Here is a 12,027-nt window from a genome sequence, read left to right on the forward strand (position 1 = left end):
CGCGTGGCGGCCGAGCAACTGCCCGCCAAAATCAGCGCGCGGCCTTCGTTTGGCAGAAAATCGGTATCTTGCTTCGGGGCTATTTTGCCCCGTCCGCGGAAATTGGCTGGCAAACCAAGCGCGATACCCGAGCCGCCGGTGATCAGCTTGTGATCTGTCGCAGCTTTGCCGATGGTTCGTAGGTCGGCTTCGTTGAGCGCGTCGATGACGGCGTAAGAAACGCCTTCTGCTATCAGCGCTTCCATTCTTGCGCGGATGGCTGGCACACCTTGTTGAACGATTGATGCGGGAATGAGTCCTACCTTGCCGGTGGATTGCGCCTCCATCAGACGCATAAGGTTTGAATCGCGCATTGGCGTTAGCGGGTGATCTTTCATCGAGCTTTCCGCCAAGGGCAACTCTTCGACGAAGAGCACGCCGTTGTAGATTGTCCGGCCATTCTTAGGAAAAGCAGGGCAGATCAATGTGAGTTCGCAACTCAGCGCTTCGCGCAGCGCATCAGCGACTGGCCCGATGTTTCCTTTCGGTGTTGAATCGAATGTTGAGCAGTATTTGAATAGGATTTGTTCAGCGCCCTCCGACTGGAGCCACTCCAAAGCGGCCAAGGACTCGGCAATTGCATCCTCTACTGGCGCCGTTCGTGATTTCAGCGCCACAACAACCGCATCCGCATCGCCATAGGTCGCTTCGGGGCCGGGGACGCCGATGACCTGAACGACCCGCATCCCTTCACCGACTAATGTATTGGCAAGATCTGTGGCGCCGGTGAAATCATCGGCGATAGCGCCAAGAACGATGGGCATTTCAGTATCCTTTCAGATCGATATCGCGTTCGAGAGCCGCGATAAGTAGATTTGCGGTTGCACGGTTGGTTGCGACAATCGCTTGATACAGCGCTGAGACCCGCAGCAGGGCTTTGACGTCCACATCGTGGGGTACCGCTGAAAGCGGATCGAAGAAAAAGACCAAGGCATCAATTCGGCCCTCTGCGATCATCGCGCCAAGCTGTTGGTCGCCCCCAAGCGGTCCGCTTAGCAGCCGGGTGATCTTGAGCTTCGTTTCCAGAGCGATACGTTTGCCCGTCGTGCCGGTGGCATAGAGTGTTTGCTGCGCCAATACCGCCTTATGGCGGGTAGACCACGCAATTAAAGCGTCCTTGCAGCCATCATGAGCGACCAGCGCAATCCGCATCGGTTACCCCTTAAGGCCGGCCACGACTTCGCGTGTTGTTGCAAGGGTGCCCATATCGCCGCCAAATTCCATCGGGCGCAGCGCATTGGCGGAAAAACCCTTATCGACGGAAGCTTCGATCAAAGCGGCCGCGTCGGTATACCGACTGTCGCCTGAGCGTTCGCCAAGGTAGTCCAGCATCAGGGCTCCGCTCAGGATTGCGGCAAGTGGGTTCGCCTTGTCCTGCCCCATGATATCAGGGGCGCTGCCATGGGCGGGCTGAAAAAGACCGTTCTCATCGCCAATTTCGGCGCAAGCAGCCATGCCCATGCCGCCGATCAGACCACCGCCCAGATCAGACAGGATATCGCCGAACATGTTCTCCATTACCATGACATCGAAATCCCAAGGGCGCCGCACCAGATCGAGCGCTTGGGCATCGACGTAGTTATAGTTCGCCTCGATGTCGGGGTAGTTCGGTCTGATCTCGTCGAAAATCTTGCGGAAGAAAGCCATCGATGTGAAAACATTGGCCTTGTCGACACATGTCACGCGACCGGGCTTTCCGCGCTCTTTGCGTTTCTGAGCCAGTTTAAACGCGAAATCATGAAGCTTCTCCGTGGTCGCGCGGGTAATGCGAAGGGTGTCGCGCACCTCGGTGTCACCGATCACTTCGCTGCGTTTATGGGCAGCGGCGGAATAGAACAGCCCCTCGGTGGACTCACGCAAGATAACCATATCGATCTGGGCGGCGCGAGGGTCCGCCAAACGTTGCGGCGCGTTGGGATAGGCCTTGATCGGGCGAATGCCAGCGTAAAGGCCAAAGCGGTCGCGCAGGCGTAGGTGAGGTGAGATTTCGGTGCCGTCCTCATGGCGGATTGAAGGGAGCCCGATCGCGCCTAAGAAAATCGCATCAGCCGTGCCTGCACGTTCTTCGCCCCCCGGTTCAATATCTTGCCCGGTTTCAGCATAGTAGCCCGCGCCCGCGTTGATCTCGTCATAGGTTAGGGCAGGAGCATTGCAAATCTCGCAGGCTGCGTTGACGACTTCGATGGTCGCGTCTGCCACATCGATACCGATCCCATCCCCACGGATAAGGGCGATTTTCAAACCAGAAGCCATGTCATTTTCCTTGGTCTCAATACTTTCTTGGGGGGAACAGGCCCGCGCCCGTTTTCTCTGCTGACGATTGCCACCTCTGCTGGGTCACCATGCAACTTCGCCCATCACAGTGGGGCGAAGGGCTAGCGGCAATGCTCCCTTACAGCTTCCGGCCGGCATGGCCTGCTCCTCCACGTATTTAACTGCGTATGCGTTGATGCATTGATAGTCAATGACTTTCAGGCTATCTTTTCTGGGAGCAGAACGAGAGGGAGCCGTTGGAATGAATGCTGGCAAGGTAAAGTTGGCGGAGGTCGAGAAGCCGGTCTCTCAAGCTGCTCGTGTTGCCGGTATCCTTCAGGGGATGATTACCAACAACGAACTGCCGCCGGGTTCTAACTACCTTGAAGCCGAACTCGGAGAGATGCTGGGTGTTTCGCGCACGCCCATTCGAGAAGCTGCCGTAATTTTAGCCTCTCGTGGCTTGGTCGAAATTCGGCCCCGGCATGGTATTCGCGTTTTGCCGCTGACCATCGCTGATATGGTTGAGATCTATGATATCCTGATTGAGCTTGAGCCCTTGGCCGCCTTTAAGGCTGCAGAGCGCGCGTATCCAGAAAAGGACTTGAGTGGGTTGGATGAGAGCCTCGTCCAGATGGAATCTGCGCTGAAGCGCGAGGATCGCAAGGAATGGGCGGCGGCGGATGATCGGTTCCATCAAGGGCTGGTGTCCCTGTCTGGAAGTCGGCGTCTGGAAGAGGTGATTGCAATGTACAGCACTCAGGTGCATCGCGTGCGGTTGCTGACCCTCTACATGCGCCCATTGCCCCATGCATCGAACGAAAACCACCGCGCGCTTTATGATGCGATCCGAAATGCTGAGCCAGAGCGCGCCCGTGAACTGCACCACGAACATAGGGTGGAGGCCAAAGCCCTCCTGATCTCCTTGTTGGAGCAGAACAACCTCTCGCGGTTTTGAGCAAAGCGTTACGCCGTAGAGGCGTATCGCCTGAGCCGTGGCGCGGCTAGACCGCTAGTTTGCGGCCTTCGTCGGCAGAGCGGTAGATTGCATGCTCGATCTTGATCACGCGTAGATAATCGCGCGCCTCATTCTCCAATGCGGAGCCATTCAGCAGGGCCGACACGACATGGTCTTGCAAGGCTTTGGTGCAATCCCCGCCGAAGCCCTCATGCTGGTCGGGGGGCGCAATCTCTTCTGCCTCAAGCATGCCGAAGGGGCGAAGCCATATTGATCCGTCTCCATAGAGCGTGAGCGTGCCATCGGTTCCTTCAATCAACGCCTCGCCCATCGTGCGGCGGGTGTTATCAGCGGCGTGGTCCAGGCTGCGGTTGGCGTCAAACAAAGCCCGTACTCCACCCGGGTGGTCAAAAGTGACATAGCCTGCATCTTCACCTGCGATGACAGGGTTCACCCGTCGCAGATCGGCGTAGACGTGGCTCGGCTCGCCAAAGAGGTAGCGGAAGGTGTCGACCCAATGAACGCCGGTCTCATGGATTAGGAAGCGCTCCATCTTCTGAAAATAGGGCTGGCGGGCAAGATAGGCGTCCGGCCCCTGACCATCGCCCGGGCGCATTCGAAAGCTGGCCTGTAGCGTGGTGCCGATCTGGCCAGCTTGAAGCGCGGCCTTGATCTTGCGGTACCAGGGCTGGAAGCGGAAGTTCTCATGGACGATGAGCGGCACACCGGCATCCTCGGCCAGCTGGGTGATTTCGCGGGCTTCTTGCAATGAAGTGCAGAAGGGCTTTTGACAGATGATAGCTTGTGGGCTTTGGCGAAGCGCCTTGCGAATGGCTTCCGCGTGACCAATAGGCGGTAAGATGATATCGACGATATCGGGGTTGGTCGCCAAGAGGGCATCGATATTGTCGAAGGCAGGGGCGCCGAAGGCTTCTGCTTTCTCCAAGGAACGATCTGCAACACCAACAAGGCTCACCTCCTCTATGCGTTGCCATCCATCGATGTGAAACTGGCTGAAATAGCCAGCTCCCAAGCAGGCGATCCGTAAAGTCATATCTTCGTTCCTCTTTCTTTTCTCGCGCGCCCTGCGGGTACTGCCTGCCCTATACCCTCTGTTGCATCAGCAGCCCTGTTTTCCGGCAGCTCCTGCCGCCTGTCTAGGGCAGGGGGCGGATAGAAACGCCCCTCTAAACCGACGTGTGAGTTGACAACACATTTGTTAATGTATACGCAGATAAATGCAATAGGCACCATATCCATTGGGAGGATGAGATGAAAACCAAATTTGCATTAGCCGCGCTTGCCGCGACGCTGGGCGCCGGACTGACCGTTCAGGCGCAGGCGCAAGAATACCCATTCCGCGATATCACAGACGTTGTCGTCTGGGGCGCGGGCGGCGGTACCGACAGCATCAACCGGATGATCATGGCCGAGATGGAGAAACATCTTCCAGTGTCGATCAACGTCACCAACCAAACAGGCGGCGTAGCTGGATCCAATGGTATGGTCTTTGTCCAGAACCAAGCCGACGACGGTTATACGCTGGCAGGCATCTCTGAATCCAATGTGACGGCTGCCGTTCAAGGAGGCTGGGATCAGAAGTTCGATTTCTGGTACCCCTTCATCATCGGCGGTTCGCCCGATCTGATCTCAGTTCCCGTGGATAGCCCCTACGACACACTGCAAGAGCTTATTGACGCCGCAAACGAAAAGCCTGGCTCAATCCCTGCTGCGGCATCCGGGGCGGGGTCGATCCACCACCTAAACCTGCTCGCCATTGAGAAAGGTGCGGATGTCTCGTTCAAATTCATCCCCTATGAAGGTTCCGCTGCGGGGCAAGAAGCGGCGATGGCGGGCGAAGTGGCTTTGGTCGTAACATCATTGGCTGAGCAGGCGCCTTTGATCGAAGGTGGTAAGCTGCGCCCGCTGGCGATGCTGACCCCCGAAGAGGGCAAGTTGGGAGAAACCACGATCCCATCCGCATTCGACATGTATGACGGGCTTGAAGCCTACCTTCCGCTCAAGCAATCCATTGGTTTCGGTGTCGCCAATTCGGCCTCTGACGAGGTGAAAACCACCTTGACCGAAGCGTTCGACAAAGCGATGGCGTCGGATACCGTGGCTGAATGGGCCGCTGTAAACTACTATGACATCGGCGGCCAATCCGGCGAGGAAGCACAGGAAATTTTCTCCAAGCTGGAGAGCACCTTTGCCTATACGCTGAAAGAGCTTGGCTCGACCACGGTCGACCCGGAAAGCCTTGGCATCGAAAAGCCTTAAAGGCCACTCATAACAAAAGTAAACGGGGCGCGCATCTGCGCCCCGCTTTGCCGATTGGGGGAGCGAAATGGATATCGAAAAACTGCAGGCGGAGCTCGACAAAGATTTAGAGATGCTCCGCGCCCGCGACTTTTGGGGCGCTCTGGCGCTGATCGGTTGTGCGGTTTTCTTCCTTTGGCGCACTAGCTTCATACCTTTTCTAGGAGAGAACCGCGCCGGGGTGAGTGGTGCAGAGTGGTACAACTCTGCCGCGATCGTTCCCTTTGGAATCTGGCTGGCCATGCTTTTGCTCGGTTTGGTCCTGCTGCGCATAGCAATCAAAGCAGGGGGGGCTAAGCGAGCATTCTCCTCCGTGGGTCTTGGCTGGAACCGGCAAGAGGCTATCCGCATCGGTTCAATTGCGGTTATCATGGGCATGTTTATTTTTGCTCTCGTACCGCGTGTCGATTTCATTCTTGCCAGTGGTCTGGTGATTACTGCGCTGATCTACGGGTTCCACGCAGGGCGCCTCGGGCGAATGTTGCAGGCGGCAGGTGCAGTGACATTGCCCGGGATATACGCGCTTTCTATGCATTTCCCGCAGGCGGAGTGGAACAAACCTCATGATGACGATTGGGTCGTGTTGGCGGCATGGATGCTGCTGAGCGTCTGGATGTTAGTGCATGATCGCAGCCGCATTGCACGGTCTACCCCTTGGATTGCGTTGCTGACACCTTTGATACTCGTGACCGCAATGGCTTTTGGCTTTCGGCAAAATGTGCCGAACCGGGGCGGGCTGCTGTTTTCACAGATTGAGTATCACTACTACGTCACCCTTCGGCCGCTTTGGAGAGACTGATGGAATTTTTCCTGTCGCAACTGCAAGGGTTCGGAGGGGCTTTCTCTGCCCTTGTCACGGATCCAATTACCTATCCCTATATTGTCATCTCGGTTTTCTTGGGCATTGTCTTTGGCGCATTACCGGGACTGACGGCGACCTTGGCAGTTACGATCCTCACGGGCTTTTTCGGGAATAAGATTCCGCTCGATTATGCGCTGATTGCCCTGTTGGGCGCCTATGTCGGCGCAATCTACGGTGGGTCTTACCCTTCGATCCTGCTTAATATTCCCGGCACGGCAGCCAGCGCGGCCACGGCGATGGATGGCCATCCACTTGCTAAACAGGGGCGCGGGGCCGAGGCCCTGGGTCTGACCACCACGGGTAGTTTCGTCGGCACGCTCATCGGAACGGCTGCTCTATTGGTCTTTGTTTGGGCGCTCTTGCTGATCTCTCAATCCATCGCCAGTCCTGAAAAGGCCTTGCTTGCGCTCTTCGGGATCTTGCTGTCCGGAACGCTCATGTCCGAAGACCTTGTCGTTAAGGGCTGGATCGCGGGGCTTGCGGGGTTGGCGATGGCGATGGTTGGGCTTGACCCGCTGTTGAGCGAGCCGCGCTACACCTTTGGCTGGTCTTATCTGATGTCAGGCTTTCAGGTCGTACCGGTGCTTATGGGGGCCTTCGCAATCCCTCAAATCATTGAAGGGCTCCGCCAAGTTGATCCGGGCAAACTCATCGCGCTAAAGGGGCGTATCTTGCCTAACCTTGCAGCCGTGCGGCGGCATATGCCCACGATTGCGCGTTCCGGCGTAATTGGCACCGGGGTGGGGGCTTTGCCCGGCGTGGGCGAGGATGTGGCCGGTTGGGTCAGCTACGGCGTTGGCAAGTCGGCCAGTCATGATGGCAAGAACTTTGGCAAAGGATCAATCGAAGGGCTGCTGTCGTCTGAGACGGCGAACAACGCCTGCATCGGGGGGGCGCTGATCCCCTTGCTGGTCTTGGGTATTCCCGGTTCGCCTCCTGCAGCGGCACTGATGGGTGCGTTCAAGCTCAACAATATCATTCCTGGTCCGACGATTGACCCTTCGATCATCCTCCGGGTCTGCGCGATCATGGTGCTGGCGTCGCTTACCATGTTCATCATGGGCTTGTTCACAGCGCGGGTATTCATACAAATCCTGCGCCTGCCGCAGACCGTTTTTCTGCCTGTCGTACTTATCTTGACCACCATTGGTAGTTTCAGCGTGGGAGGCGGGATCAATGATCTCTATCTCATGCTCGGGGTGGGTGCGCTGGCCTACTTTATGAACCTGATGCGATATCCGATTGCGCCGCTGGTCATCGGCGTCATCCTGGGCGGGCTATTTGATGAAACCTTCCGCCGCTCTTTGCTCTTGAGCGATGGCGACCTGTCTGGCTTTTTCACGCGCCCAACCGCGGCGGTTCTGCTGGCGCTGAACGTGGCGCTGATTGCCGGGCAGATGCCCGTGGTCCGCCGGGCATTCGCAAAACTGAGGAAAAGATAATGTTTGCTATCTGCGTCACCTTTCGCATCAAAACCGATCAGATGGAGGCATTCATGCCCCTGATGCTTAAAAATGCTGCGGAATCCAAAAACCTTGAAGCAGGTTGCCATCGTTTTGATGTGCTTACAGATGCCGATAAGCCTGGGCAGGTGTTTCTCTATGAACTCTATACAGACAGCGCAGCTTTTGACGCACATTGCGACAGTGCCCATTTCAAAGCGTTTAGTGCAGCCACGGCTGATATGGTGGCAGGTAAAGATATCACAAGCTGGAGCACGGTAGCATCATGAGCGAATGGGAGGTCCACGCGGTCAAATACGCAGATCGCAACGCGCGTGTAAGAGGCGATAGTTTCGTTTTTGATGACCGCCACGATGTGGCTCACCCGATGGACTATTTCATCTGGGTCTTGCGCCAAAGAGAGCGGGTGATCCTTGTAGATACGGGCTATGACGCGGCTGAGGCTGACGCGCGTGGCCGGCCGATCCGGCTTGATCCGCGCAGCGCCTTGGCCCCCTTGGGCATCGCTCCTGAAGCGGTCGAGACCGTTATCGTCACCCACCTTCATTACGACCACGCTGGCGGGCTGCATCTTTTCCCCAACGCGAAATTGCATATTCAAGCGGCTGAGATGGCCTACGCGACGGGGCCGTGTATGTGTCATGACACGCTACGGATGCCCTTTTCGGCAGGTCATATTTGCGAGACGGTGAAGCGGCTCTATTCCGGCAAGGTGATTTTCCATGACGGTGATGCCGAGGTCGCGGAGGGAGTAACGGTCCACCGCATCGGCGGGCATAGCCGGGGGCTGCAAGCGGTACGGGTGTTCACATCGGCGGGCTGGCTCGTACTCGCCTCTGATGCAGCGCATTTTTATGAGAACTTCCAAAGCCGCAAGCCCTTTCCCATCGTGGTCGATATGCAGGACATGCTGGAAGGGTTCACAACGATTGAGCGGCTCGCCAGTCAGCCCGAGCTGATCGTTCCGGGACATGACCCATTGGTTATGTCGTCCTTCCCTCGTGACAAGGCGGATCACATTGTGCGGCTGGATTGCGGGCCGAACCTGCCGCCGGTTTGACTAAGGAAGCCTGGCCTCCTGCCAATGAAAGTATGCTGATGAGCCGCATTAAAACCAAGAATGGAACCCCTATCTCACGCTTGGGATTTGGCGCCATGCAATTTGGTCGCACGGCGGATGCCCGCAGCGCGCAAGAGATGTTCGAGGCCTGCGTCGCGGCGGGGATCAATCACTTCGATACAGCTTATAGCTACAATGGTGGCGCGTCTGAGCATATGTTGGGGCAGATCTTAAGGGCGAGGGGCGATGATCTGATCATCGGGACCAAAGCACCGAATGACCGGCCCGCCACTGCGGACAACCTGCGCGCCGCCTTAGACGAAAGCCGCAAACGGTTGGGGATTGATGCGGTAGACATCTACTACTTGCACCGCTTCGACGCAGAGACGCCTTTTGAAGAGACATTTGGCACCCTGGCCGAGATGCAGTCGCAAGGCGCGATCCGCTACATCGGCGTGTCAAATTTTGCGGCTTGGCAGATCATGAAGGCGCAAGCGGTGTGTAAGGTTATCGATACCCAGATTGATGCCTGCCAGCCGATGTATAACCTTGTGAAGCGGCAGGTAGAGGTAGAGATTCTCCCGGCCTGTGCGGACCAAGATATTTCTGTCTGTCCTTTCTCGCCCTTGGGGGGCGGCTTGCTTACTGGGAAATACACCAGCGGCGCCGAGGGGCGTTTGCGGGAGGACAAGGTCTATGCCACCCGCTATGGGCAGCCATGGATGCATGAGACCGCCCGTGATCTGGCAGCGCTTTCGCAGCGTATGGGGATTGCGCCAACAACGCTCGCCGTGGCTTGGGTGGCTCGGAATTCGGCGGTAACCTCCACACTCATTTCAGGCCGGAATGTGGAACAGCTGCAACCGTCGTTAGATGCAATGACTTTTGACTTGTCAGAAGACATTTACGAGGAGATTGCGCGCCTTAGCCCCAAACCAACGCCCGCGACAGACCGGTCTGAGGAAACCTTACCGTGATCGGTTGGTAGCGCTGAAGCGCCTTCACCGCGCGCGTAAATGCGAGCTCTCAAAACGCCCCTTTGATTGACATCATTCTGCGTTGCGGCAATGTTCCGGGACGGTCAGTTCGGATGGACAGCAACGTGACAAAAATCAAAAAGCGCACCTTCGGTGTCGTTGGTTTAGGCAATTTCGGAAGCTCTGTTGCGAAGGAATTGCAACGTTTCGGCAACCACGTCATTGGCATCGATATATCTGAAGCGCGTGTCGCTAACTTCGCAGATACGCTGTCTCAAGCCATGATTGTGGATGCCCGTGACGATGCAGCGTTGCGTGATGCCGGGTTTGCTGACTGTGATACAGCCGTGGTGGCCATGGGGTCGGACTTAGAGGCCAGCATCCTATCGGCGATGAACCTCAAACTTGTGGGCGTTCAGGTCGTCTGGGCCAAGGCAACCACCAGAACCCACCACAGGATCCTGAAGAAGCTCGGCGTGGACAGAATCGTGCACCCCGAGGTCGAAATCGGCCAGCATATCGCGCAGATCCTGCACAATCCGCTTTTGCGGGACTATGTCAGCCTCGGCAACGGTTACCACGTGGTTAACTTTCGCATCCCCGAGAGCTTAGAGGGCAAGCGGCTAACCGAGTTGCCGCATGGGAAAACCTATAATCTGCGCTGCATCGGTGTCATGCGGGGGAGCGAGTTCATCGGGCAGGATGGAGACGAATGCCAGTTGCAGCGCGATGATCTGCTCTTGTTGTTGGGTCAGCGCAAAGACCTGCACAGCTTTGCGGCCAGCCTCTGATAATGAACCTGTCTTTTCGGTCCCTACTACGGCGGAAAAAGACCCTGCGAATGCCGCCGCCCGCGCTTTTGTCGCTCTACTATTTGGCCTTTATCGTTCTGGGGGCCATCCTGCTGTGGCTGCCGATTTCGCATCACGGTGACATCGGCCTGGGCGAGGCGCTTTTCACCTCGACTTCTGCGGTGACGGTCACTGGGCTGGTGCTTGCCGATACCGGGGCGGCCTTTACGGGATTCGGTCAAGCGGTCATTGCGGGTCTGATTCAGCTTGGTGGCCTCGGCCTGATGACGTTTGCGGTGCTGTTACTGGGCGCGCTTGGTATCCCTATTGGCATGCCGCAGCGGTTGATCCTGCGCGAGGATCTGAACCAAACATCACTGTCGAACCTGTCTTATATTGCCCGTATGATCCTGATTATCGCAGTTGCTTGCGAGGCGGTGGGGGCCGCGCTCTTGGCCCTGGTCTTTGTGCCTGAGTTCGGCTGGGCCGGGCTGTGGGAGGCGATCTTTCACTCGATTTCAGCCTTTAACAATGCCGGCTTTGCCCTGCATCCCGACAGCCTGTCGAAATGGGTGGGAAACCCAATCATCAATCTGGTGATCCCTGCGCTTTTCATCCTTGGCGGGCTCGGGTTTATCGTGGTGGGCGATGTGTACCGCACGCGGGATTGGCGCAAACTGACCCTACATTCCAAGCTGATGCTGGTTGGCACGGCGCTGCTGATCACTTGGGGCAGTGTCATGTTTGGCCTGCTGGAATGGGGCAACCCTGAAACGCTCGGCTCCTTGAACGTCGTTGAAAAATTTTGGGCGAGTTGGTTTCAGGGCACCACGCCAAGGACCGCCGGTTTCAACACGATCAACACCAGCGGGATGCACGACAGCACGTCCCTGCTGACGATGACGCTGATGCTGGTGGGTGGTGGCAGCACTTCGACGGCGGGCGGGATCAAGGTGACCACGCTCTTTGTCCTGCTGCTTGCCACGATCGCGTTCTTTCGGCGTCAGACGACGCTACATGCCTTCGGGCGGTCCTTGGGGCTGGATGAAGTGATGAAGGTCTTGGCTCTTACCACGATCTCAATGTTGCTGGTGCTGACGGGGGTATTCGTCATGACGATCAACCACGACGGCCAGTTCACCGATATTGCCTTTGAGGTTACATCCGCTTTCGGAACGGTCGGCCTGTCGCGTGGTATCACGGCGGAACTAGATGGTATCGGACGCTTCATCATCATGATGATTATGTTCGTCGGGCGGGTCGGGCCCTTGGCAATCGGGTTCTTCCTCGCCACGCGCAGCGTTC

Annotated in this window: 13 protein-coding genes; 9 read left to right on the forward strand and 4 right to left on the reverse strand. The window is 57.0% G+C overall.

Features of this window, described 5'->3' with window-relative positions; translation table 11 throughout:
- The 3 genes from otnK to ACGYKA_RS19735 form a co-directional block, all read right to left on the reverse strand.
- Positions 1 to 803: 3-oxo-tetronate kinase (gene otnK, locus ACGYKA_RS19725; protein ID WP_394439835.1), on the reverse strand; the 803-nt coding region annotated here is incomplete at its 3' end.
- Between the two features lies 1 nt (position 804).
- Positions 805 to 1,191: a methylglyoxal synthase gene (locus ACGYKA_RS19730; protein WP_271689069.1), complete on the reverse strand. Its 387-nt coding sequence runs from the start codon at positions 1,189 to 1,191 to the stop codon at positions 805 to 807.
- 3 nt (positions 1,192 to 1,194) lie between these two features.
- Entirely contained in the window at positions 1,195 to 2,292 is a 1,098-nt protein-coding gene (locus ACGYKA_RS19735) for an isocitrate/isopropylmalate dehydrogenase family protein (RefSeq protein ID WP_394414538.1), read from the reverse strand.
- A 262-nt stretch (positions 2,293 to 2,554) separates the two neighbouring features.
- Here ACGYKA_RS19735 and ACGYKA_RS19740 point away from each other — a divergent pair, with 262 nt between their 5' ends.
- Positions 2,555 to 3,250 carry a GntR family transcriptional regulator gene (locus ACGYKA_RS19740; RefSeq protein WP_394414536.1) on the forward strand — a complete coding sequence of 232 codons (696 nt, stop codon included), beginning with the start codon at positions 2,555 to 2,557 and terminating at the stop codon, positions 3,248 to 3,250.
- 46 nt (positions 3,251 to 3,296) lie between these two features.
- Here the strand turns inward: ACGYKA_RS19740 and ACGYKA_RS19745 are convergent, their stop codons facing one another.
- The gene (locus tag ACGYKA_RS19745) at positions 3,297 to 4,304 is read right to left on the reverse strand and encodes a Gfo/Idh/MocA family protein (protein WP_394439840.1); all 1,008 of its coding nucleotides are present in this window, start codon (positions 4,302 to 4,304) and stop codon (positions 3,297 to 3,299) included.
- 218 nt (positions 4,305 to 4,522) lie between these two features.
- Here ACGYKA_RS19745 and ACGYKA_RS19750 point away from each other — a divergent pair, with 218 nt between their 5' ends.
- From ACGYKA_RS19750 to ACGYKA_RS19785, 8 genes are all read left to right on the forward strand, one after another.
- Entirely contained in the window at positions 4,523 to 5,530 is a 1,008-nt protein-coding gene (locus ACGYKA_RS19750; RefSeq protein WP_394439842.1) for a Bug family tripartite tricarboxylate transporter substrate binding protein, read from the forward strand.
- Between the two features lie 67 nt (positions 5,531 to 5,597).
- Positions 5,598 to 6,368: a hypothetical protein gene (locus ACGYKA_RS19755; protein WP_271689073.1), complete on the forward strand. Its 771-nt coding sequence runs from the start codon at positions 5,598 to 5,600 to the stop codon at positions 6,366 to 6,368.
- Positions 6,368 to 7,873 carry a tripartite tricarboxylate transporter permease gene (locus tag ACGYKA_RS19760; protein WP_394439845.1) on the forward strand — a complete coding sequence of 502 codons (1,506 nt, stop codon included), beginning with the start codon at positions 6,368 to 6,370 and terminating at the stop codon, positions 7,871 to 7,873. Before ACGYKA_RS19755 ends, ACGYKA_RS19760 begins: the two co-directional genes overlap by 1 nt.
- Positions 7,873 to 8,163: a putative quinol monooxygenase gene (locus ACGYKA_RS19765; RefSeq protein WP_394414527.1), complete on the forward strand. Its 291-nt coding sequence runs from the start codon at positions 7,873 to 7,875 to the stop codon at positions 8,161 to 8,163. Before ACGYKA_RS19760 ends, ACGYKA_RS19765 begins: the two co-directional genes overlap by 1 nt.
- Positions 8,160 to 8,954, forward strand: coding sequence for an N-acyl homoserine lactonase family protein (locus ACGYKA_RS19770; RefSeq protein WP_394414524.1), 795 nt, complete (start codon positions 8,160 to 8,162; stop codon positions 8,952 to 8,954). The genes ACGYKA_RS19765 and ACGYKA_RS19770 overlap by 4 nt, the downstream gene beginning before the upstream one ends.
- 38 nt (positions 8,955 to 8,992) lie before the next feature.
- Positions 8,993 to 9,931 (forward strand): aldo/keto reductase, encoded by a 939-nt coding sequence (locus tag ACGYKA_RS19775; RefSeq protein ID WP_394414521.1) that lies wholly within the window; start codon positions 8,993 to 8,995, stop codon positions 9,929 to 9,931.
- Positions 9,932 to 10,044: 113 nt separating this feature from the next.
- A complete protein-coding gene (locus tag ACGYKA_RS19780) occupies positions 10,045 to 10,722 on the forward strand; it encodes a potassium channel family protein (RefSeq protein WP_394414518.1) in 678 nt (225 codons plus the stop codon).
- Positions 10,723 to 10,772: 50 nt separating this feature from the next.
- Positions 10,773 to 12,027 (forward strand): TrkH family potassium uptake protein (locus ACGYKA_RS19785; RefSeq protein ID WP_394439850.1); only part of this gene is annotated, 1,255 nt, incomplete at its 3' end.

Source organism: Sulfitobacter sp. 1A15106, assembly GCF_043556995.1.
Taxonomy (GTDB): domain Bacteria; phylum Pseudomonadota; class Alphaproteobacteria; order Rhodobacterales; family Rhodobacteraceae; genus Sulfitobacter; species Sulfitobacter faviae.

Bases quoted from the DNA above. Each gene is read 5' to 3' on its own strand.
- ACGYKA_RS19730 (WP_271689069.1), bottom strand. From the start codon at position 1,191: ATGCGGATTGCGCTGGTCGCTCATGATGGCTGCAAGGACGCTTTAATT.
- ACGYKA_RS19735 (WP_394414538.1), bottom strand. From the start codon at position 2,292: ATGGCTTCTGGTTTGAAAATCGCCCTTATCCGTGGGGATGGGATCGGT.
- ACGYKA_RS19740 (WP_394414536.1), top strand. From the start codon at position 2,555: ATGAATGCTGGCAAGGTAAAGTTGGCGGAGGTCGAGAAGCCGGTCTCT.
- ACGYKA_RS19745 (WP_394439840.1), bottom strand. From the start codon at position 4,304: ATGACTTTACGGATCGCCTGCTTGGGAGCTGGCTATTTCAGCCAGTTT.
- ACGYKA_RS19750 (WP_394439842.1), top strand. From the start codon at position 4,523: ATGAAAACCAAATTTGCATTAGCCGCGCTTGCCGCGACGCTGGGCGCC.
- ACGYKA_RS19755 (WP_271689073.1), top strand. From the start codon at position 5,598: ATGGATATCGAAAAACTGCAGGCGGAGCTCGACAAAGATTTAGAGATG.
- ACGYKA_RS19760 (WP_394439845.1), top strand. From the start codon at position 6,368: ATGGAATTTTTCCTGTCGCAACTGCAAGGGTTCGGAGGGGCTTTCTCT.
- ACGYKA_RS19765 (WP_394414527.1), top strand. From the start codon at position 7,873: ATGTTTGCTATCTGCGTCACCTTTCGCATCAAAACCGATCAGATGGAG.
- ACGYKA_RS19770 (WP_394414524.1), top strand. From the start codon at position 8,160: ATGAGCGAATGGGAGGTCCACGCGGTCAAATACGCAGATCGCAACGCG.
- ACGYKA_RS19775 (WP_394414521.1), top strand. From the start codon at position 8,993: ATGAGCCGCATTAAAACCAAGAATGGAACCCCTATCTCACGCTTGGGA.
- ACGYKA_RS19780 (WP_394414518.1), top strand. From the start codon at position 10,045: ATGGACAGCAACGTGACAAAAATCAAAAAGCGCACCTTCGGTGTCGTT.